The 19999-nt window shown below is 56.8% G+C and carries 21 protein-coding genes and 1 pseudogene; 11 read left to right on the top strand and 11 right to left on the bottom strand.

From position 1 onward, the window contains the following. Positions 1-196, top strand: a pseudogene (locus ABNH18_RS06500) (cation transporter); the annotation flags it as partial. A 4-nt stretch (positions 197-200) separates the two neighbouring features. Then, on the top strand, positions 201-713 hold the full coding sequence (gene lspA, locus ABNH18_RS06495; protein ID WP_022986212.1) for a signal peptidase II: 513 nt from the start codon (positions 201-203) through the stop codon (positions 711-713). Positions 714-1022: 309 nt separating this feature from the next. Here lspA and ABNH18_RS06490 read toward each other — a convergent pair whose 3' ends face one another. Continuing rightward, the gene (locus ABNH18_RS06490) at positions 1023-1238 is read right to left on the bottom strand and encodes a helix-turn-helix domain-containing protein (RefSeq protein WP_011588651.1); all 216 of its coding nucleotides are present in this window, start codon (positions 1236-1238) and stop codon (positions 1023-1025) included. Between the two features lie 87 nt (positions 1239-1325). Between ABNH18_RS06490 and ABNH18_RS06485 the strand changes: the two genes are divergently transcribed. Together ABNH18_RS06485 and ABNH18_RS06480 are read left to right on the top strand one after the other, a co-directional pair. Beyond that, positions 1326-1688 carry an SEC-C metal-binding domain-containing protein gene (locus ABNH18_RS06485; RefSeq protein WP_011588652.1) on the top strand — a complete coding sequence of 121 codons (363 nt, stop codon included), beginning with the start codon at positions 1326-1328 and terminating at the stop codon, positions 1686-1688. A gap of 74 nt (positions 1689-1762) precedes the next feature. Next, the gene (locus ABNH18_RS06480) at positions 1763-2014 is read left to right on the top strand and encodes an AbrB/MazE/SpoVT family DNA-binding domain-containing protein (protein ID WP_031226830.1); all 252 of its coding nucleotides are present in this window, start codon (positions 1763-1765) and stop codon (positions 2012-2014) included. A gap of 322 nt (positions 2015-2336) precedes the next feature. Here the strand turns inward: ABNH18_RS06480 and ABNH18_RS06475 are convergent, their stop codons facing one another. The 3 genes from ABNH18_RS06475 to ABNH18_RS06465 form a co-directional block, all read right to left on the bottom strand. Continuing rightward, positions 2337-3536, bottom strand: a complete 1200-nt coding sequence (locus ABNH18_RS06475) for a DcaP family trimeric outer membrane transporter (RefSeq protein WP_349382025.1) — start codon at positions 3534-3536, stop codon at positions 2337-2339. A gap of 306 nt (positions 3537-3842) precedes the next feature. Further along, entirely contained in the window at positions 3843-5021 is a 1179-nt protein-coding gene (locus ABNH18_RS06470) for a vWA domain-containing protein (protein ID WP_349382024.1), read from the bottom strand. Positions 5022-5039: 18 nt separating this feature from the next. Next, entirely contained in the window at positions 5040-5882 is an 843-nt protein-coding gene (locus ABNH18_RS06465) for an AAA family ATPase (RefSeq protein WP_349382023.1), read from the bottom strand. A 193-nt stretch (positions 5883-6075) separates the two neighbouring features. On the opposite strand from ABNH18_RS06465, the gene ABNH18_RS06460 reads away from it, so the two are divergent. Next, the gene (locus tag ABNH18_RS06460) at positions 6076-6792 is read left to right on the top strand and encodes a 16S rRNA (uracil(1498)-N(3))-methyltransferase (RefSeq protein ID WP_349382022.1); all 717 of its coding nucleotides are present in this window, start codon (positions 6076-6078) and stop codon (positions 6790-6792) included. A 130-nt stretch (positions 6793-6922) separates the two neighbouring features. Here ABNH18_RS06460 and rluB read toward each other — a convergent pair whose 3' ends face one another. From rluB to ABNH18_RS06430, 6 genes are all read right to left on the bottom strand, one after another. After that, positions 6923-7765 carry a 23S rRNA pseudouridine(2605) synthase RluB gene (gene rluB / locus ABNH18_RS06455; protein ID WP_349382021.1) on the bottom strand — a complete coding sequence of 281 codons (843 nt, stop codon included), beginning with the start codon at positions 7763-7765 and terminating at the stop codon, positions 6923-6925. Next, positions 7758-8711, bottom strand: coding sequence for an SMC-Scp complex subunit ScpB (gene scpB, locus ABNH18_RS06450; RefSeq protein ID WP_349382020.1), 954 nt, complete (start codon positions 8709-8711; stop codon positions 7758-7760). Before scpB ends, rluB begins: the two co-directional genes overlap by 8 nt. 2 nt (positions 8712-8713) lie before the next feature. Beyond that, positions 8714-9712 carry a segregation and condensation protein A gene (locus ABNH18_RS06445; RefSeq protein WP_502876773.1) on the bottom strand — a complete coding sequence of 333 codons (999 nt, stop codon included), beginning with the start codon at positions 9710-9712 and terminating at the stop codon, positions 8714-8716. 12 nt (positions 9713-9724) lie between these two features. Further along, entirely contained in the window at positions 9725-10939 is a 1215-nt protein-coding gene (locus ABNH18_RS06440) for a tryptophan--tRNA ligase (protein WP_349382019.1), read from the bottom strand. 140 nt (positions 10940-11079) lie between these two features. Then, positions 11080-11703: an L-threonylcarbamoyladenylate synthase gene (locus tag ABNH18_RS06435; protein ID WP_349382018.1), complete on the bottom strand. Its 624-nt coding sequence runs from the start codon at positions 11701-11703 to the stop codon at positions 11080-11082. A gap of 79 nt (positions 11704-11782) precedes the next feature. Next, a complete protein-coding gene (locus ABNH18_RS06430) occupies positions 11783-12619 on the bottom strand; it encodes a PHP domain-containing protein (RefSeq protein ID WP_349382017.1) in 837 nt (278 codons plus the stop codon). 224 nt (positions 12620-12843) lie between these two features. On the opposite strand from ABNH18_RS06430, the gene ABNH18_RS06425 reads away from it, so the two are divergent. The 3 genes from ABNH18_RS06425 (at position 12844) to ABNH18_RS06415 (ending at position 14604) form a co-directional block, all read left to right on the top strand. Next, positions 12844-13518 (top strand): inner membrane-spanning protein YciB, encoded by a 675-nt coding sequence (locus ABNH18_RS06425; protein ID WP_349382016.1) that lies wholly within the window; start codon positions 12844-12846, stop codon positions 13516-13518. Further along, on the top strand, positions 13496-13795 hold the full coding sequence (locus tag ABNH18_RS06420) for a YciI family protein (protein WP_349382034.1): 300 nt from the start codon (positions 13496-13498) through the stop codon (positions 13793-13795). The genes ABNH18_RS06425 and ABNH18_RS06420 overlap by 23 nt, the downstream gene beginning before the upstream one ends. A gap of 146 nt (positions 13796-13941) precedes the next feature. Continuing rightward, positions 13942-14604: a TIGR04211 family SH3 domain-containing protein gene (locus ABNH18_RS06415; RefSeq protein ID WP_349382015.1), complete on the top strand. Its 663-nt coding sequence runs from the start codon at positions 13942-13944 to the stop codon at positions 14602-14604. Between the two features lie 92 nt (positions 14605-14696). On the opposite strand, the gene ABNH18_RS06410 is transcribed toward ABNH18_RS06415, so the two are convergent. Then, positions 14697-15554, bottom strand: a complete 858-nt coding sequence (locus ABNH18_RS06410) for a hypothetical protein (RefSeq protein WP_349382014.1) — start codon at positions 15552-15554, stop codon at positions 14697-14699. A 401-nt stretch (positions 15555-15955) separates the two neighbouring features. Here ABNH18_RS06410 and yihG point away from each other — a divergent pair, with 401 nt between their 5' ends. From yihG to ABNH18_RS06395, 3 genes are all read left to right on the top strand, one after another. Further along, entirely contained in the window at positions 15956-16864 is a 909-nt protein-coding gene (gene yihG, locus ABNH18_RS06405; protein ID WP_349382013.1) for a 1-acylglycerol-3-phosphate O-acyltransferase, YihG family, read from the top strand. Between the two features lie 64 nt (positions 16865-16928). Continuing rightward, positions 16929-19520: a DUF349 domain-containing protein gene (locus ABNH18_RS06400; RefSeq protein WP_349382012.1), complete on the top strand. Its 2592-nt coding sequence runs from the start codon at positions 16929-16931 to the stop codon at positions 19518-19520. Further along, the gene (locus ABNH18_RS06395; protein WP_349382011.1) at positions 19513-19986 is read left to right on the top strand and encodes a DUF4442 domain-containing protein; all 474 of its coding nucleotides are present in this window, start codon (positions 19513-19515) and stop codon (positions 19984-19986) included. The genes ABNH18_RS06400 and ABNH18_RS06395 overlap by 8 nt, the downstream gene beginning before the upstream one ends. Positions 19987-19999: the final 13 nt, after the last annotated feature.

The following is a 19999-nucleotide window of genomic DNA, read 5'->3' as shown; positions in this document are numbered from 1 at the left end:
ACATCGGGAAGGCGGGGCGCACATGAAGGCAAGCTGGATATTCTCGGCCAACGACGTGGTGATCAACCTGGGGGTCATCACCGCCGGCGCCCTGGTCGCGTGGACCGGGTCCAATTATCCGGATCTGATTATCGGCACCATATCGGGAGTCATTGTACTTAACGGGGCCAGGCGTATTCTGGCGTTGAAGGGTTAAATAATTGCTCATTATTGGCAACAAGCACTCGTCGTATGCCCTGTTTTCCATATCGAGCCTGCTGGCAGCGTCAGATCAGGCTGCAAAGTGGCTGGTGCAGCAATCAATGGCCTATGGCGAGTCTATTTCAGTGACCCCGTTCTTTAACTGGGTGCACGTATGGAACACCGGTGCCGCATTCAGTCTTTTTGCGAATGGCGGAGGCTGGCAGCGCTATTTTTTAATCGGAATCGCGGTGGTGGTCTCGATTTTCCTGATCAAGCTGATTCTTGAAAATCGTCATAAAGGAGAAGCCTTCGCTTACAGTCTTATCCTCGGTGGCGCCATGGGCAACCTGATTGACCGAATATTTCGCGGCTACGTTGTGGATTCCTTTGATTTCTATTGGCGGGACTGGCACTGGCCGGCCTTTAATCTGGCTGATATTGCTATTGTCACCGGTGCCTTGCTTTTCGTTTCCGGCAGTTTGTTGGGCGAAAAAACAAACACCAATACAAACCCAGATAGGCAAGGCTGACGTTACAGCTATGAACGCCATTGGGAAGAATGTGCGGTTCGCTAAGCGTGGGCTTCTTATCGTGTTTTGCTCAGACCCGGCAAGCGGGTCATCCTGTAGATAGTCCATCGCAAGTTCATTTGCCAGGTCTAAAACCTTGAAGGCAAGCGATCGGAGAATGCGGAGGCCTTCCGTATCGCGCAGCGGCTAGATGAGTTCTTGGAGAATGAATTCAACCTCCCCTCCCCCCTACAACTTCCTGACGACACAAAACCGCTTGAACGAAAATAGTGAATTAAAGCCTGATACCGGTTCTACATGATAGGAATATCATTCATCGGTTAGAAAAATAGCAGCAGGAAGCGAGAGAGCGTCGCTAATCTGGTAGATTTTGAGCAGAGTAATGTTCTTTTCGCCACGCTCAATGTGACCCATATAGCTGCGGTCCAAGCCTGCTAAACTTGCAAGCTCCTCTTGGGATAGGCCTTTCTGCTTTCGCATTGCTCTAACCTTTGCGCCAAATGCCTGAAGACGAGCATTGCTCATGGAAGTCTCACCTAAAAGTGAGAACTATCATTTTTTGATGCCTGAGCATCCACGGACTATAATACCCATTTTCCGTTTGGGTGGAGAATGTCTCACCTGCAAAGAAATGCGCCATGCCCATGTGGTAGCGGGGTTAAATACAAGAAGTGCTGCTTGCCAAGGCAGGAAGCAGAGCTGCACGCCACGAACCAAGGGCAGGTATATGCGTTATTGAACCAGATTATTCCAGACACAATTGGCTCGCCCGACGAAAACAGCAAGGAGTTCCAGCGACTTGAGGAGTGGGCTAATCGCTATTTATCAGGGATTGATCGCCGGCACCCTCTATTTGAGCCTCTGTCCGATCATTTGTGCACACACAGTGAAATCATTGCAATCGCCAAACAACAGAAGATCCATAGTTATTTGTCCGTGGCCGAACCTCTATATATTGCATGGCTAAATTCTTGACCATCACTACCACATGGTTGTTACGGGTGATTTATCTATTTAAATTGAGGTTACACCCAATGTGTGAGGTGCTTATGAAATTGAAAGTGCAGAAAATTAGTAATGGCGCAGGACTTCGAGTCCCTAAAACTGTCTTGCAGCATCTTGGTCTTGATGTGGGAAGTATCGTTGATATGGAACTGACTGATGAGCAGTTGATCATTCGCCCAAAGCCCATGCCGACCTTGGAAGAGATGTTGGCAGCTTGTACACCAGAGAATACCGCACTGAGCGAGGAAGACCGCGAGTGGCTTAGCGATGGTCCGGTCGGTAAAGAGATTTTGTGATCCCCTGCCCGGCGCCACCAATAATGTAACAGGGATGCAGCGGTTGCGTCGCGCACAGTTGACACGGCATTCGTGCTACCCGATTGATTATCATAATAAAATACACCACTTGGTGTGCATACATGTTAAATAGGGTATTATCAAGAGTTGACGTTTCTCATGCTCCTGGTGTTCTACGATTGGGTTCACAGCAGGTAAGCAAAGGATCATCTAGAGCCGTTAGTCAGAGAGGCTCGAGCTAAACCGGCTGAGCCTCACTCTCCACGCAGACTGAGATAGATATCATTCGGAGACACCTAGACGAGTTAGCCTCTTAAAGCGGCTAGCGGCTGCTGTGCTCGAAACGGTACGTCATATTCAACTGCACCCGCGGCGCCTCACTGCGGTCTCCCGCCTGATTGTCACGCAGCCCGTATGATAGCTCCGCACCATAGCTCAAGGCTGGCGAGTATTGATGTACCGCCGTCAGTGTCCAATAGCGGGTGCGCCGCAACGACTCGGCAGGCAAGGCGGAGTCGACTTCGATTGTGACCTCCCCTGCTACCATGGCTAACGTCCATGCTGAATTGAGCTGCCATTGAGAACCCAGATATCCCCCTTGCGCCAGCAGAGGCTGCAGATCCCGGCCGGTATAGACATAGCCATCCATGCCGCTGTCGCCAAAGCCGGACAGATCATTGTAGTAATGCGCCATGCCCTGGCCGTAACTGCCGCTGGCGAGCAGTTTGACAGTGTCGCTAACGTTGATAGCGGCACTGGCCACGCCGCCCGTGGCGTTGGCAAATTGCTGGTCGCCATCCGCGAATTTCACACCAAGTTCACGGTTTACCACACCCAGCTTGATGTGCCCGGCGGGCAAACCCTGTTTCCAGGTAGCGATGGCATCGGGCCTGCGACCCGCAGCGCTGGTCGCGTTGGTTGGGTCGTAAATCTCACTGTTAGGATCTTCGAGGGCCAGAGTCAGGTGCTCGCCTTGCCAGCGCACACCGGTTTGGCGCGCAAAGATCGCGCTGTTTGGCCCCTGGGCATCCAGGGTTAACGGCCAGGCCGAACCATCCAGCAAGGCTGTAAAGCCGTAACCCGCGCGCCATGGGCCGTTTTCGACATAAAAATCACGGATGCGCAATTCATAGCTGTCCAGGCTGCCGAACAGGTCCATCGCAAAGACCATGTGCGGGCCGCTGCCCTCGCCCACCTGAAAGCCAAACCGGCTGTTCTTGGCGCTCATGACGAAATTCTGCTGATTAGTGTCACCAGCAGGAATGGTGCTGGGAATTAGAAGCTCGTCGAAGCCGGCATCTTTATCGTCATAGATGGCATCAACGCTGACGCTGCCGAAGACGGTCAAGGTTGGCCAGTTCAGTTCGAATTCTGCTGGCTCATCAGCAAAGCGGGACTTGAGCTGGTCGAGCTCGGATTGCAGACGACGGATTTCAGCCTGGGTGCTATCCCCGTGGGCGGCGCTGGTTAATGCGGCAGTGCTGAAAACAGTCATCCAGACGGTGGTTTTCACCCTGGACATGAAGATCTCCTGAAGGTCCACCGGATCACGGTGAGCGCTCAATGTGGCACCGCCTTTCCGGCTGCCCTGCCTTGTGGGCGGGGTTGGTTCGGACTGGCGAAGCGTTGAAGGCGCGCAGGATACGGAACTGTGAGGGTGTCAGCCACTAAACGTGCTGTTTATTGGTGCATAAATGACAAAAACTTGACCGGCAAATGCAACGAACTTCACCTTGAGCGGGCAAAATACGAAGCAGGCATACGAGGTGGAGAGTTAAGATTGATGCGCCGGGTTGGCCTTGCGCCACCCCGGCTCACGCATCAGCGCTTATTTGCTCAGCTGACGCATGGCTTTTTCAAGCCCTTCAATCGTCAGGGGGAACATGTGGTGCTCGGAAAGCTGCTTGATCCACTGGGTGGAGGTTGTCATCTGCCAGGCGCGTTCCGGTTCCGGGTTTAGCCACACCACTTTCTCATAGGTGTTGGTCACCCGTTGAAACCAGACGGCACCGGCTTCTTCGTTCCAGTGCTCCACGCTGCCGCCCACCGAGTTCACTTCATAGGGGCTCATGGCGGCGTCACCCACGAAGATCACCTTGTAGTCACTGCCGTACTTGTGCAGCACGTCCCAGGTGGAGATCTTCTCGTCCCAACGCCGGCGGTTATCTTTCCATACGTACTCATAGATGAAGTTATGGAAGTAGAAATATTCCATGTGCTTGAACTCTGCCCGGGCGGCAGAGAAAAGCTCTTCACACAGCTTCACGTAAGGATCCATCGAGCCGCCAATATCAAAGAAAATCAGCACTTTCACGCGGTTTTCTTTTTGTGGGCGCATCTTGATATCAAGCAAGCCAGCGTTGCGGGCGGTGGACGAGATGGTGTCGTCCATGTCCAGCTCTTCATCGCGGCCGGTGCGGGCAAATTTTCGCAGCCGGCGCATGGCCAGCTTGATGTTGCGAGTGCCCAGCTCCACGGAATCATCTAGGTTGCGGAATTCCCGCTTCTCCCAGACCTTCACCGCTTTCTTGTTCCGTGAAGGGCCGGTCATACGCACCCCTTCCGGGTTTTCTCCGTAACCGCCGAACGGACTGGTGCCACCGGTGCCAACCCATTTGTTGCCGCCCTGGTGACGCTTTTCCTGTTCTTCAAGCCGCTTGCGCAGCTCGTCCATGATTTTTTCCAGGCTGCCGAGCCCCTTGAGCTTTTCAAACTCTTCCGCGCTCAAGTTCTTTTCCAGCTCTTTGCGCAACCACTCGTCCGGGATCACCTTGCTGAGCCAGTCCGGCTCCAGGTTTTCCAGGCCTTCAAAGTAGTTGGCAAACGCCTGATCAAAGCGGTCGTAGTATTTTTCGTCTTTCACCATGACCGCTCGGCTCAGGAGGTAGAAATCCTCAATGGAGCCAAACGCCACATGCGCATGCAGCGCATCGAACAAATCCAGCAGCTCACGCAGGGTGACTGGCACCCGGTAGCGACGCAGATTTTCGAAAAAACCAATAAGCATAGTCTGCCCGTGGACCGGTTAGCTTTCGCGGCGATTCATGAACGCCAGACGCTCGAGAAGTTGCACATCCGATTCGTTCTTCAGCAACGCACCATACAACGGTGGAACCGCACTCTTGGTGTCGCGACTGCGCAGGATATCTTGCGGGATATCGTCGGCCATCAGCAGCTTCAGCCAATCGATCAGCTCACTGGTAGAGGGCTTCTTCTTCAGTCCCGGTACCTTGCGCAGATCGAAGAAGATTTCCAGTGCTTCGCTCACCAGGTTCTTTTTGATCTCGGGGAAATGCACATCCACGATGGCCTGCATGGTGGCTGCATCGGGGAAGTTGATGTAGTGGAAAAAGCAGCGGCGCAGGAAGGCGTCGGGTAGCTCTTTCTCGTTATTGGAGGTGATGATCACGATCGGGCGCTGTTCCGCCTTGATCAGTTCGCCGGTTTCATAGACGAAGAACTCCATGCGATCCAACTCCTGGAGCAGATCGTTGGGGAATTCGATGTCCGCCTTGTCGACTTCATCGATCAGCAGTACCACCTGGCCTTCATGGGTGAAGGCTTCCCAGAGCTTCCCCTTTTTCAGGTAGTTGGCCACATCTTCGACCCCTTCGGCGCCGAGCTGGGAATCACGCAGGCGTGATACTGCATCGTATTCATACAGGCCCTGCTGCGCCTTGGTGGTGGACTTCACGTTCCAGGACAGCAGTGGCAGCCCCAAGGATTCAGCAACCTGCTCGGCCAACAGCGTTTTACCAGTGCCGGGCTCGCCTTTGATGAGCAGCGGGCGCTTGAGGGCTATGGCTGCATTCACGGCCATTTTCAGGTCGTCTGTGGCCACATATTGGTCAGTACCCTGAAACTGCATGAAATTCTCCAAACTGAACAGTTAATCGAACGGGTGATCAGGCGGCACACTCTAGCAATCCAGTGGCGCCGGGCAAAGGGCTATAATAGCCAAGGAAACAGTGATTTGCGTCAATGGACCATCGCCCATCTTGATCGTGGCGGGCGATAAACCCTTGTTCTGGCCTGCCTCGCGGTGTGCCATAATTCGCACCATGAATTTGCTCCTGCTGCATCCCGACCAATACCTGCACGACGCACTCTGGCGGTTGAATGCCCGCCAGAGTGCCCACGTGCGCACTGTGCTCAACCTGGCTGAAGGGGAGCAATGTCGGGCGGGTCTGCTGAATGGCGGCATCGGGATGGCTACCATCAAAGCAATTAAAAACAATGAGGTAACAGTTTTTTTTAAAGCTAATTCTAAGGTAGTGGCGGCCCCGCCGCTGTCTTTGCTGATGGCGCTTCCCCGACCCAAAATGCTTAAACGTATCCTTATCGACGCCACCAGTCTCGGCATCAAACGTATCGTGCTGATCAACAGCTGGAAGGTGGACAAGAGCTATTGGCAAACCCCTAACCTCAAGGCCGACCTGCTGCGCGAGAAGATGATTCTCGGGCTGGAGCAGGCACGAGACACCTGTCTGCCAGAGTTGACCCTTGCTCCGCGCTTCAAGCCTTTCGTGGAAGACTCGCTGGATGAATGGGCCGGTAGCGGTCAGCGCCTTCTGGCGCACCCGGGCGATTACCCCACCCTGCCTTGTGATTTGGCCGAGCCAGTCACCCTGGCCGTGGGCCCGGAAGGGGGCTGGACACATTACGAAGTGGACATGCTGCAACGACACGGGTTTGCCTGTCACAGTTTCGGGGCGAGGATTCTGCGGGTGGAAACGGCACTGCCGGCCTTGGTCGGGCGCATAATGAGGCTGCCCTAGGAGTGGCGATTGAGTCGCGAAGGCTCCTCATAACCCGTTACGGGTTCTGAGGAGCGAGTTACGAAAAGCGAAACTTGGCCGAGGGCCCATGGTTTTCGAGACGCGTTTGTCGTAACTCGATGCTCTCAGCCTAGCGGCGATACGGTCCGCGACGTGCTTTGCGGGGCGGATTGCTGCCGCTGCGCTGGTGGCGCAGGCGCGCGCGGCCGTAGAGCCCCGTGTATTTCTTGCCCTTGAGTTCCACCTTGTCGATCAGCGCCTTCATTTGCTCCGGCTCCAGTTCCATCCAGCGACCCTGACGCAGTTGCGGCGGCAGTGTCAGGTCGCCAAAGCGGATACGCATCAAGCGGGCCACTTCCAGATCCTGGGATTGGAACAAACGGCGGACTTCCCGGTATTTGCCGCCGGTCAGGGTAGCCTTGTACCAATGGTTGGCGCCCTCTTCTGCACCACCGGCATCTTCAATGCTATCGAATTTAGAAACACCGTCTTCCAGCAGCACACCGTCGAGCATTGCCTGGCGCTTCTCCGGGGTCATGCCACCGCGCACGCGCACCGCATATTCACGGACAAACCCGTTTGAGGGGTGCATCAAACGGTGGGCTAACTCGCCGTCTGTGGTAAACAGCATCATGCCTGTGGTGTTGATATCCAACCGGCCGACCTGCACCCAGCGCATGCCCTGCAGGCGCGGCAGGTTATCGAACACCGTCGGGCGCCCTTCCGGGTCGTTGCGCGAACACACTTCTCCCGGTGGCTTGTGGTACATAATGACCCGCTGAACGGTATCTTCTTCGGCCTTCACTTTAATCATCCTGCCATCTACACGTAAGGTATCTTCACTGCCAACCCGGTCACCCAGGGTCGCTACAGCCCCGTTGACCGAGACGCGACCGTCACTGATCCAGGTTTCAAGTTCCCGGCGGGAACCCAGCCCGGCACGAGCCAGGACTTTTTGTAATTTCTCACTCATGGGGCGTTCGGCTTTCCTCTGCGCTGTCGTTCGGTGCCTGCTCCTGGTCAGAAGCATCTTCTACCGCGACATCATCACTTTCGTTTGCACCGCCGTCCGGCTCTGTGGGGGCATCGTCTGCCACGGCACCGCTGTTGTCCGGAACGGGTTCTGCGTCATTTTTTTCGCCGGGTTTACGGCGGAATTCCTGTTCAAAACTGGCGAGAACGGAATCCACCTTGTCCATGCTCATTTGCGTGGAGTCGTCGATTTCCGGTTCCGGCTCAAAGCCAGGGATGCTTTCCTGATCACCTGGCAGACGCACTTCGCGTTCGCCAAAGTTATCGTCGTCAATGTCACCTTCCGAGGCTTCGTCGGCATCGCCCTCGCCCGCCTTGCTGGGGGGCACATCGGTCAAGGCCAGCTCTTCATTCAGCTTGTCCAGGTCGCGAATTTCCGCCAAGGATGGCAGGTCTTCCAGGCTCTTGAGGTCGAAGTAGTCCAGAAACTGCTTGGTGGTCGCGAACATCGCCGGGCGCCCCGGCACATCCCGGTGGCCGACAACACGCACCCAGTTTCGCTCCAGTAGGCTCTTGACGATATGTGAGCTTACCGAAACGCCACGAATCTCTTCGATTTCGCCACGGGTAATGGGTTGGCGATATGCAATCAGGGCCAGGGTTTCCAGAATGGCGCGACTGTAACGTGGTGGCTTTTCTTGCCACAAACGGCTGACCCAGGAGCCCAGTTCTGAGCGCGCCTGAAAGCGGAAACCGGATGCCACTTCCTTGAGGAAAATGCCGCGGCCTTCGTATTCATCAGCTATCTGCTCCAGGTATTTGGACAAGTCCTGTTTACTGGGGCGATCCTCTTCATCGAACAATGCCAGCATACCATCGCGGTCCAGCGGCCCATCGGCTACAAGAATAGCGGCTTCAACGATTCTTTTTATTTGTTCAGCGTCCACGCTTACCCCTTGCTCCCATCGTGTGCATCGTCATCCGCAACATCGAGGGCATCTATATCACTTTCGTAGGCATCCGGTGCGGCATCGGGTTCATCGTCGAGCTCCAGGCCAGCGATCAGGTCGGATTCTTCCAGCACCAGGGTTTTAGCCTTCACATGGATCGGTGCAAACGACTCGGTCTGCACCAGCTCAATCAGCGAGCCCTTCACCAGCTCCAGTGTGGCGAGGAAAGTCACTACCACGCCAAGCTTGCCCTCTTCAGGATTGAACAATTCGATAAAAGGCACAAAGTCCCGGCCTTTCAACTTGTCCAGCACGCTGGCCATGCGCTCACGGGTGGACAGTTTTTCCCGGGAAATCTGGTGGCTCTCGAACATGTCTGCCCGGTGCATGACTTCTTTCAGCGCCAGCAGTAACTCGCGCATATCCACATCCGGCTGCGCTTTTTCACGCGTGTATTCCGGACGTTTGGCCTCGGCCGGAAACACATCCCGTTCCAAGCGCGGCAGCTCGTCGATATCTTCCGCCGCTTTCTTGAATCGCTCGTATTCCTGCAGGCGACGAATCAGCTCTGCGCGGGGGTCTTCCCCATCCTCTTCTTCGTCTTCCTTGGGCCGTGGCAGTAACATGCGTGATTTGATTTCACTGAGCATGGCCGCCATGACCAGATATTCCGCCGCCAATTCAAAGTTCATGGCCTTCATCAGCTCCACGTACTCCATGTACTGGACGGTGATGGTGGCGACAGGAATATCGAGAATGTCGAGATTCTGACGTTTGATCAGGTAGAGCAATAAATCCAGCGGGCCTTCGAAGGCCTCCAGAAAGACTTCCAGTGCATCCGGGGGGATGTAGAGATCGTCGGGTAGCTTGGTAATGGCCTTGCCGTATACCAAGCCAAACGGCATTTCCGACTGGCTCGGATACAGGGGCCCGAGCATGCCTGCTGGCTGCTCGGGCGCCGGAGCCTCTACTGTCGTCTGCTCTACCGTTTCCGTCATGCTCTGCTCCGCCTAGCGGTAATTCAGGCCCATGGCTGCGCGCACTTCTTCCAGTGTGGCGCGGGCGGCTTCGCGTGCTTCCTCGCACCCTTCTGCCACAATGGTGCGCACCAGGTCCGGGTTGCGCAGGTGCTCTTCCGCGCGTTTGCGGATGGGCTCCAGCTCTTCCTGAACCGCTTCGATAATCGGCTTTTTGCAATCCAGGCAGCCAATGCCGGCACTGGTGCAGCCTTCGCGCACCCACTGCCGGGCGGTGTCGTCAGAGTACACCATATGAAACTGCCATACCGGGCAGTTATCCGGGTTGCCGGGGTCGGTGCGGCGTACACGGGCCGGGTCTGTCGGCATGCGGCGAATTTTGCTGTCCACGTCGGCAGGCTCTTCGCGCATGCCAATGAAGTTGCCGTAGGATTTGGACATTTTTTGCCCATCCAGCCCTGGCATCTTGGAGGCTTTGGTGAGCAGTGATTGCGGCTCAGGCAGGATGACCTTGCCGCCGCCTTCCAGATCACCCAGCAGACGCTCTTTGTCGCCCAGTGTGATGTTCTGTTGTCCGTCCACCAGCGCGCGCGCTGTTTCCAGCGCCGCTTCATCACCTCTTTCCTGATACTGGCGACGGTGGTTCAAGTAAATCTTGGACTGCTTCTTGCCCATTTTCTTGATGGCGGCGTCCACGGCTTCTTCAAAACCTGGTTCGCGGCCATAAAGATGGTTGAAGCGACGTGCGACTTCCCGGGTCAGCTCCACGTGGGCGACTTGGTCCGCGCCCACGGGCACCTGCCCGGCTCGATAGGCGAGAATATCGGCAGACTGCAGTAGCGGGTAGCCGAGAAAGCCATAGGTGCTCAGGTCTTTCTCACGCAGCTTTTCCTGCTGATCTTTATAGGTTGGCACCCGCTCCAGCCAGGACAGCGGTGTCATCATCGACAGCAACAGGTGCAGCTCTGCGTGCTCCGGCACCTGGCTCTGGATGAACAGTGTGGCCGAGCCAGGGTTAACCCCGGCGGCCAGCCAATCGATCACTAAATCCCAGACATGCTGCTCGATATTGTGCGGGTTTTCGTATTCTGTGGTGAGTCCGTGCCAGTCTGCGACAAAGAAGAAACACTCAAACTCATGCTGCAGACGCGCCCAGTTTTTCAGCACGCCATGGTAATGCCCCAGATGCAGGCGGCCGGTGGCGCGCATGCCGGAAACAACTCGCTGGGAGGGAACCACGGAACTCAAAGCCAACTCCTTATACCCTATAGGTGGCATTCCAAGAGGAATGCTGCGGGGAAAGCCCGCGATTATACGGTGAACCGCGCCGTGAGGGACAGCGACTTGTCAGTGTCTGATCAAACCCTGAGCAAATTGCTGCAATTTGACTAATAGATGGCGTCGATTGGGCCTGCCCCTTCGCGCACCACCACCGGCCCCTCACCTTCAGACAGGGAAATGACGGTGGTTTCCAGGGTGCCGCAAAAGCCCCCGTCGATGACCAGGTCCACCTGGTTTTCCAGGAAGTCGCGCACGTCCTGCGGGTCGGTGAGCGGAAATTCGTCGTTGGGCAGGAGGCAGGTGGAGGTCATGATCGGTTCGCCATGTTCCGCCAGTAGCGCCTGACAGATGGCATGGTCAGGCACACGGATGCCGATGGTGCGCTTTTTCGGGTGCATCAGTCGGCGTGGCACTTCGGTGGTGCCCTGCAGAATGAAAGTATAGGCCCCAGGGGTATGCGCCTTGAGCAGACGATAATCCGGGTTATCCACCTTGGCGTACACCGCCAGCGCGGAGAGGTCGTGGCACAACAACGTGAACTCGTGCTTCTTGTCCAGCTGGCGCAGACGGATCAGACGATCCAGCGCAGCCTTCTCGCCAATACCGCAACCCAGTGCGTAGGTGGTATCAGTAGGATAAGCGATCAAGCCGCCGCCACGAATTACGTCTACTGCCTGACGAATCAGCCTTGGCTGCGGGGTTTCCGGGTGTATGTATAGCGTTTCAGTCATGGCATGCAATTCTGAGCGCCGCAGGGCAGCGGCGCAAGCCGCTTTAAGCATAAAGCGCGATATCTGGCCCGTGCGTGCTTCAGTAACGCCCTTCCCACACTGGCGTGGCGCCTGCCGGCACCGGCGGCAATCTGCCCAAGGCCAGCCAACGCTGCTCCGGGGAGTGGAAATCGGAACCGGCCGATACTTTCAGGTCGAAATGCTGCCAGCATTCGTCCAGCAACGCCTGCTGATGGGGGGTGAGCCCGGGCATGGCCACTTCCAGGCCATCGCCGCCGGCCGCCTTGAACTGGCCCAGAAAGTGGCGCAGGCGCTTGCGGGTCATGTTATAGGCATGGGGGTGCGCCAACACAGCGGTGCCGCCGGCCGCGTGAATTGCCGCAATGCCGTCCTCGAGGGTACACCAGGGCGTGGCCACAAATGCCGACTGCCCTTGTTTCAGGAAACGGTTGAAGGCATGACGGTGATTGCGGACTCGCCCGGTCTGCTCCAGTAGCTTGGCAAACCAGGGCCGACCCGGCGCGTCGTTATCGGCCAGCTCGCAGGCGCGCTCATAGCTGTTTGCCAACCCGGCGGCCTTGTCCAGCCGACGTCCAATTTCACGGGCGCGGTTGGTGCGAGCCTCATTTTGGGCACTAACGCGTGATTGTAAGGTCGGGTCTGCCACATCCACCCATAAACCGAGCACGTGGAATTCTCGATTCTCATGGCGAACGGATAGCTCAATGCCGTTAATCAGAGTCATTCCGTGCACTTGCGCGGCCTGACGGGCCTCATCCAGTCCGCGCAGAGTATCGTGGTCGGTCAACGCGAGATGGGTGACACCATAATCCGCGGCCCGCGCCACCAGATCAGTGGGCGACAGGGCGCCATCGGACGCAAGACTGTGGCAATGCAGATCAAAACACGCGGTCATAAAGGCTGGTTATCGGGTTGTATCGCAGACGGCAGCACCATTACAGGAACCGTCTGCAAGAAAACGGGTCGATTACGCTACCACAGTGCGGCAAAAAATAATGCAGGGAGGCAGGGTGAATTGCCTGCCTGATGCCGTTACCATCGTTGCCCTGCGGATGGTCGGCCGTGCCGCCGACACATCCTTTTCAGGCTACCAGCCCGGCACGGGATAAGGCGCTGCAAATGAAGCAACTATTTGATTACCTTCCGGTAATTGTGTTTTTCGGTCTCTATTTTCTCGGTGGCCGGGACATTATGCTGGCCACCTGGGGCATCCTGATTGCCACCACTGCCCAAGTTACACTGGGGTGGCTGATCTGGCGCAAAGTGCAAAAAATGCACCTGATCGTCTTTGTGATCACCCTGATCTTCGGCTCCATGACCCTGTTCTTCCAGAACGATGTCTTTATCAAATGGCGCCCTTCCATCATCAGCTTCACGCTGGGCGGCGTCCTTCTGCTTGGTCACTTTGTCCGCGAGCGTAACTTGCTGCAGCGCTTGTGCGAGTCGCTGATGGTGTCCGGTTTTGGATTTGTGGTGGCGCTGTCGCGCCGTGACTGGACGCTGCTGAATATCGCCTTCGTTCTTTATTTTGCTTTCATTGGCGCACTCAATCTCTATATCGCGTTCAATTTCAGCACCGACTTCTGGGTGAATTTCAAGCTATTCGGCTTTACCGCCTTGCAAATGATCTTTTATATCAGCGTCTTCGCGTATGTTTTTAAGAAAATGTCTGAGGAAGATCGTAAGCGCATCATGAAGCAGGACAGCGCCAACGAGTCGACTGACTCCAGCACTGAAAATGCCCCCTCTGACAACGAAAAAAAGGATGACCATGCTGTACGCGATCATCAGTGAAGACGTTCCCGACTCTCTGCCGTTACGCAAACAGGCTCGCCACGAGCACCTGGCACGACTGGAAGCCCTCCGTGATCAGGGGCGCCTGCAGCTGGCAGGCCCGCACCCTGCCATCGATAGCGATGACCCAGGCCCCGCCGGCTTTACCGGCTCACTGATCGTTGCCGAATTTGACTCCTTGGCTGACGCCCAGGCTTGGGCGGATGCGGACCCGTACATGGACGCGGGCGTGTGCGCCAACGTTACGGTAAAACCCTTCAAGCGCGTATTGCCCTGAAGACTGCGGCCGCAGCAGGCGGCCATCATGGCAATTTGCCATTTTTTACAAAGACACCACGGCCTGCGCGGCGAAATGTGACTATGGTAGCGCCCCTACCTGCATGACTTCTTTAGACTGCGCGGCCTGACTTCAAGGAGTGACTGATGCTCGCTAGATTATTTTGTGTGCTGGCATTGCTGAGCGCATCCAGTACTGCCCTCGCCGCTGCGGCATGGGTGGATGACAGTATTTATGTGCCCATTCGTGCTGCCGCCAATCCCAGTGGGCGCATTCTCCACCGTGGGATAAAAAGTGGCACCCGTATCGAGTTTCTCGGTTTCGAGGGTGATTGGGCGAAAATTCGCCATGGCGACACCGAGGGCTACATCGGCAAGCAATACCTGAGCCAGACCCCCACCGCCGAGATTCGTCTGGAGCGCGCCACTCAGGCCAGCGAACAGGCCAAGGCGGAAGTGGCAAAATTACGCGCCCAGCTCGCTGAGACCAAAGGCCAGCGCGATGCCCTGTCCGAGCAGTCCAGCGAATTGAAGAATTCCCTGAGCTCACGCAGCAATGAGCTGGAACAGCTACAGGAAGTGGCGTCCGACCCGATTCGCCTGGACCAGGCTAACCGTCGCCTCAACGAAGAGTTGAGCCTGCTGCGCTCCGAGCTGGATCAGGTGAAAGGTGAAAACGTGATGCTGCGAGGCAACAACACGTCGCAACAGTGGATCACTGGTGTGGGCATTCTTGTGATCGGCCTGATTGCCGGTGTGCTAATGCGGTCACGTTCCGGCCGTCGCCAGCGAGGTGGTTGGGCTAACTAGGCCAGTCCAGTGCGGCCCGGGCCAACCCGGGCTGCACGTCTTTACTCTCCCCATTGCGCCTCAAAAGAGCACCTCCCTCCCCGTTGTGCCTCTTAGTCCGGGTATTCCCACACCGGTAAACCGGCCTGAACCTCCAGCCTCAATACAATCCCGGTAATACCCTCGTAGCCCAGCGAACGGGGCCAGAACACATAGGGTTCGATTTCATAAAAAAACCAGGGGCGCCACACGCTGCGCCGAAAACGCACACTGGTGCGCCAGGTTTCGATGGACGCAACAGGGTCGGTAAAGCCATCAAAGCCGACCGAATAGCCTATCCCGGATTGTTTTCCCAGGCGGGTATAGAGGCTGACTGTCTGGTTGAAATACCAGTCCCGGTTCAACGCATTATTCTCTTCGGTCAGCTCGTATTCACTGCTGAAACGGATAGTCGATAGTTGTGTTAGCGGGCGATCCAGCTCAAACAAGGAGTTGATTCCAAAGCCTTCCGGGTCTTCCCAGTAGCCTTTCTGAGTAAACCGGAAATAGGTTTTGCCTCCCGGCAAGGGCGTATACCAGCGATAGCGGGCACGCAGAAAGGTCGTAAGCTCAGAGCGCAGGCCGGCATCCAGGTCCAGATTCATGCGGTCTGGCATTTTGGTCACCCACCGCAACGCGGTGCGAAAACCACCCGAATCATTGCCCACATCTTCCGGGCGGCTATCCAGATCATTACGCAGCTCGTCATCAACATCATCGTCATTCTGAAAGAGCAGGCTCAGCCGCTCCTGTGCATTAGGTAGCTCGACTCTGGCGCGCACCTTCACCTCGCTGCCGTCGTCGTCGTTATCTTGCCAGCGGCTGGCGCCGATAATGCGAAGCTGGGTGCCGGGTTGTTCTGTATCAATCTCATTGGGGCCGATAAAGAAGCCATCGACCCAGCGGGTGGGGCCACAAACGGTCCTGGACATCCAGTCATGGGTCCTGTCTACCCATCCAGCCTCACCGGAAAGATGCCCACAAGGGTTTGGGTGAAACGGCCTGCTCGGCCCTTCGAGGTCTGTGTCGAGGGTGTTATCAGTGACGGCGGCCCCTTGCGCGCTGGAAACCGTCCCATTCGGCGCCAGGCCATTTTCACTGGAAATTTCCGGGGCGCCCTGGGCGTAATCCGGCAGCAGCAGTCCGGATACCGAACACACAAGCATTAAGACCAGTAAACGTTGTTCCACAGTGCGCATCCCTGCAGCATAGCGGCATGAAATCATTTGCGGAATCCTGTGATGACAAACGGCTCTTTGACCGAAACGGACACGGGACAAGGCGTTTACCATTGGGTAGCATGCCCGTTTACGTTAACTGAACGAATCGCACTATGACCATCTGGCACAAGATCCGGGGCTTCCTTGCCCTGATAGGCATGCTGATTAACACCCTGCTCCTCTGCTTGCCCCTTTACGCTTTCGCCCTGCTGCGGCTCGTGCTTCGCTTTGAGAAGGCACAAGTCCTTCTGTCACGCATTCTCGTGACCATTGCAGAAACCTGGATTGGCAACAACAACGCCATTATTGCCCTGTTCAGTCAGATCAAATGGCGAATCAGTGGCATGGAGACTCTGAGCAAGGATCAGTGGTATTTGGTCACCTGTAATCACCAGTCCTGGGCTGACATCCTGGTGTTGCAGCGCATTTCCAATCGTCGCATCCCTTTCCTGAAATTTTTCCTGAAACAGGAACTGATCAAGGTTCCGTTACTGGGGCTGGCCTGGTGGGCACTGGATTTCCCCTTCATGAAGCGTTACACCAAAGCCGAACTGGAGAAAAATCCATCACTCAAAGGCAAGGATCTGGAAACCACCCGCAAAGCCTGTGAAAAATTCGCCTATTTTCCGACCTCGGTGATGAATTTCTTTGAAGGCACCCGTTTTGACGCGCAAAAGCACGCCGAACAAGGCTCGCCGTATCGCCACCTGCTGAAACCCAAGGCCGGCGGCGCTGCCTTTACCCTGAATGCCATGTCCGGGCATTTGCGAAATCTGCTTGATGTGACCATTATCTATCCCCCGGGCACGCCTCGCTCGCTGATCGCCTTTCTTGGTGGCGCCATGAACGAGGTGGAAATCGTTGTGCAGCAACGTGTTATTCCTGCCTGGGCCTCAGAGGGTAACTATGAAGATGACGCGGAATTCCGCGCTCGTTTTCAGCAATGGATTGGTGAACTCTGGGCTGACAAGGATGCATTACTAGACAATAAAAACGCCGGACGCCTAACGCCGGACGCCTGACACAAGCACCATTAGGGCGTCGCGCCTCAAGCGTCAGGCATTTGGCGCATTTTTGAGACTTGTTATGTTTGGCCGATTCCTGAAACCCCGCTGGCAACACGCTAACCCTGATATCCGGCTCAAAGCCATTGAGCAACTGAGCCTCTGCGACGACGCAATCCTTCTGAATCAGCTGGCACGGGGTGATGCCAGTGCGCTGGTTCGTGCTGCTGCCACTGGGCGACTCACGGACTTTGCCGCGCTAGACGAAGTGCACCAGCGTGACGAAGCTCCTTCCGTCCGCGAAGCCGCTTCCGTGCGCATCATGGCCCTGCTGGCCGGCACCACCGACGACGCCCCCAACAGTGACACCCGCCTGCGACTGATCCGCCTTACCGGCAACGAAGACGTGCTTGCCCATGTGGCCAGTCAAAGCCCCGACATGCACAGCCGTATGGCGGCCATTGAACGCCTGAAAGACGAAGGCGTGCTTTATCAGTTGGCGCTGGATGCGCCTAGCGAAGCATTGCGTGTTGCCTCGGTACAGAACATTGCTTCGCTCTCTCTGCTGAAGCGCCTCAGCAAGGAAGGTCGCGACAAGCGCGTCACCCGCTTGGCGCGTGACCAGGCCCGGGTGCTTCAACAGCAGCAGCAACAGAGCGAACGGGAAACCGCCAAGGTCTATCACCTTGCTGACCGGCTCGAACAGCATGCCCGCCGCCGTGTGGATGCCCTTTACGGACCCCAGCTGGAACAGCTGGAGCAGCAATGGCAGCAGCTCACACTTCAAGCCACCCCGGACCTGGCCTCCCGGGTTCAGCAAGCGCTGCATCAGTGTCGCAATCAACTCACCGAGCTGCAGGAGCAGACTCGTCAGCAAGCCCTGGCAGAAACCGCCAAAGCCGAACGGGAAGCGGCTGCGCACAGCCTGTTCCAGCTTTTAAGCCAAGCGACACCCGAAACCTGGGACCATCAGTTGGGCGAAATGCGCTCCGCATTGGCCACCCAGCAGCGCCGCTGGGACAGTGCCAACGAGCAGTCCCAAGCCCTTGATGAGGACCGGCTGGCCTTTACTGATCTGGTGGCCGCATTTGAGCAGCTGCTCACACTGGCTGCGGATATCAATGCGACAGACTCACCGGATGCCCTGACCGAACTGTCCGGCCGTTGGCCCGGCGAGTATCAGCCCCCATCGGCATTGCTGGCGCTACGCACCCTTAAAGCCGAAGCCGCCGATGCGCAAGCTCCAGCACAACCCCGACCTGCGCAACCTCACCGGGGTCTGCTGGTCGCCCTGAAACGGGAGCTGCGCCAAGGCAATCTACGCCATGCGAACCGCCTCTGGCACAAGGCCCAGGCCATTATCGAAAACCACGGTGATCGCCTGCTCGATGCAGAACTGGCCAAGCTCGCTCCGCGCCGTGCAGAGCTGCAAGACTGGCACCGTTTTGCCGCCGAACCGAAAAAAATCACCCTGTGCGAAAGCATGGAAGCGCTTAACGGCGCCACCATGGATGCACCGGAGCTGGCCACGGCTATTCAGGCGCTTCATGACGAGTGGCGCGCGCTGATGAGCTCGGATCAGGGCGAAGACCAGGCCTTATGGGCACGTTTTAAAGAAGCGTCAGATCAGGCCTACCAGCCTTGCCGTGCCCACTTTGCCGAACTGGACGCAACTAAAGCTCGCAACCTGGAAAAACGTCGAGCGCTGTGCGAGCAACTGGAAGGTTTTATTACTGCTCAGAACTGGGAAACCGCTGACTGGCATGGTGTCTGGCAGATTCGCCAACAGGCGCCGAAAGACTGGAAAGCCCTGCACCCGATCCGGTTCACTGACGCCCGGGAGGTGCAGAAGCATTTTTCCTCCCTGCTCACTCAGCTCGACGAGCAACTCAGTGGCTACATCGAAAAAGCCGAGGGCGAGCGTAAGCAGTTGCTGGATCAGGCCCGTGCATTAACGGAGCTTGATGATGCCCAGCACGCCACGCGCGAAGCCCAAGCCATCCAGAAGCGCTGGCGGCAATCAGCATGGCTGCCGCCCGGTCAGCACCGAGCGCTGCAGAAGCCATTTCGGAAAATCATGGATGCCCTGTTCGATGCCCGCAACCGGGAGATGGCAGCCCGGCGCGAGCAACAGGAGCAGGCCAGCGATGTACTGGCGACGCACATCGATGCGCTGGAAGAATCCCTGGCGAAGCCGTTCAGCAATGACACCGCCAGTAGCCTGCGTAGCGCGGCGTCCGCCGTGGACGAGCACCTTGCTGGCAACCCTCCTCAGCCACTGATGCGTAAAGCGCAACAATTAAAGCGGAGGGCCAGTGAGCGCCTTCAACAACTCAGCCGTTGGCAGCAGTGGCAGCAGCTTCGCGATGCCGTCGCCGCCCTGCCGGAAAGCACTGGGGCCACCGCAGAGAAAGAAAGTGATACGCAAGCGGATGCGGCCCTGACCCTGGCGGTGGCGTTTGAAGCCCTGGCGGGAGTGCCCAGTCCGGAACCTGAGCGCCAACGCCGCCTGCAGTGGCAGCTGGAGCAGTTGCCCAGTGCCATGAAGCGGCAACAATTTGATGCACGTGAAGAAATGCAGCGACTTATCGGGGAACAGAAAGCCCCGGTGTCCGCTGCAGTAAAGGCGCGCATGGATAGTGCCATTGCCGTGCTGGAACCCGGCAATGCGTAACCTGCTTTCGCGCTTTACGCGTTCGCCCAAGGGTCTGCAGTGGTTCCTGAACTTGTACGGCCCCTATCTGGGCGCCGGGGTTCGTGTTGACTATCTGGCAGAAGACTTCCGCGAACTGAATGTCTCCATGGGGCTGCACTGGTACAACCGGAACTATGTAGGCACCCATTTTGGTGGCAGCCTCTACTCCATGGTGGACCCGTTCTACATGCTGATGGTGATGACCGTGCTTGGTCGCGACTACGTGGTGTGGGACAAGGCGGCGGATATCGAATTTGTCCGCCCCGGCAAGGGCCGGGTCTTCGCCCATTTTCTGCTCACCGATGCCATGCTCGACGATATCCGCGCGAACACCGATGGGGGTGAAAAATACCTGCCAAGCTGGCCAGTTGAAATCGTGGATGGCAATGGCAACCGCGTTGCGGTGGTCAACAAGACGCTCTACATCCGCCGCAAGTCCACGTAACGCGCCCTTCTAC

It is taken from the genome of Alcanivorax sp. (assembly GCF_040118815.1).
Lineage (GTDB): Bacteria > Pseudomonadota > Gammaproteobacteria > Pseudomonadales > Alcanivoracaceae > Alcanivorax.
Note: the sequence above shows the minus strand (reverse complement) of the source record. Positions and strands in the feature narration are given on the sequence as shown.

What these genes read in the sequence shown, in the direction of transcription:
- yihG (WP_349382013.1), top strand. Translation starts at nt 15,956, where the DNA reads ATGACCATCTGGCACAAGATCCGGGGCTTCCTTGCCCTGATAGGCATG.
- ABNH18_RS06395 (WP_349382011.1), top strand. Translation starts at nt 19,513, where the DNA reads ATGCGTAACCTGCTTTCGCGCTTTACGCGTTCGCCCAAGGGTCTGCAG.
- ABNH18_RS06490 (WP_011588651.1), bottom strand. Translation starts at nt 1,238, where the DNA reads ATGAGCAATGCTCGTCTTCAGGCATTTGGCGCAAAGGTTAGAGCAATG.
- ABNH18_RS06435 (WP_349382018.1), bottom strand. Translation starts at nt 11,703, where the DNA reads ATGACTGAAACGCTATACATACACCCGGAAACCCCGCAGCCAAGGCTG.
- ABNH18_RS06430 (WP_349382017.1), bottom strand. Translation starts at nt 12,619, where the DNA reads ATGACCGCGTGTTTTGATCTGCATTGCCACAGTCTTGCGTCCGATGGC.
- ABNH18_RS06415 (WP_349382015.1), top strand. Translation starts at nt 13,942, where the DNA reads ATGCTCGCTAGATTATTTTGTGTGCTGGCATTGCTGAGCGCATCCAGT.
- ABNH18_RS06445 (WP_502876773.1), bottom strand. Translation starts at nt 9,712, where the DNA reads ATGACGGAAACGGTAGAGCAGACGACAGTAGAGGCTCCGGCGCCCGAG.
- ABNH18_RS06465 (WP_349382023.1), bottom strand. Translation starts at nt 5,882, where the DNA reads ATGCAGTTTCAGGGTACTGACCAATATGTGGCCACAGACGACCTGAAA.
- ABNH18_RS06480 (WP_031226830.1), top strand. Translation starts at nt 1,763, where the DNA reads ATGAAATTGAAAGTGCAGAAAATTAGTAATGGCGCAGGACTTCGAGTC.
- ABNH18_RS06425 (WP_349382016.1), top strand. Translation starts at nt 12,844, where the DNA reads ATGAAGCAACTATTTGATTACCTTCCGGTAATTGTGTTTTTCGGTCTC.
- ABNH18_RS06485 (WP_011588652.1), top strand. Translation starts at nt 1,326, where the DNA reads ATGTCTCACCTGCAAAGAAATGCGCCATGCCCATGTGGTAGCGGGGTT.
- rluB (WP_349382021.1), bottom strand. Translation starts at nt 7,765, where the DNA reads ATGAGTGAGAAATTACAAAAAGTCCTGGCTCGTGCCGGGCTGGGTTCC.
- ABNH18_RS06475 (WP_349382025.1), bottom strand. Translation starts at nt 3,536, where the DNA reads ATGTCCAGGGTGAAAACCACCGTCTGGATGACTGTTTTCAGCACTGCC.
- ABNH18_RS06410 (WP_349382014.1), bottom strand. Translation starts at nt 15,554, where the DNA reads ATGTCCAGGACCGTTTGTGGCCCCACCCGCTGGGTCGATGGCTTCTTT.
- ABNH18_RS06470 (WP_349382024.1), bottom strand. Translation starts at nt 5,021, where the DNA reads ATGCTTATTGGTTTTTTCGAAAATCTGCGTCGCTACCGGGTGCCAGTC.
- ABNH18_RS06460 (WP_349382022.1), top strand. Translation starts at nt 6,076, where the DNA reads ATGAATTTGCTCCTGCTGCATCCCGACCAATACCTGCACGACGCACTC.
- ABNH18_RS06400 (WP_349382012.1), top strand. Translation starts at nt 16,929, where the DNA reads ATGTTTGGCCGATTCCTGAAACCCCGCTGGCAACACGCTAACCCTGAT.
- ABNH18_RS06420 (WP_349382034.1), top strand. Translation starts at nt 13,496, where the DNA reads ATGCTGTACGCGATCATCAGTGAAGACGTTCCCGACTCTCTGCCGTTA.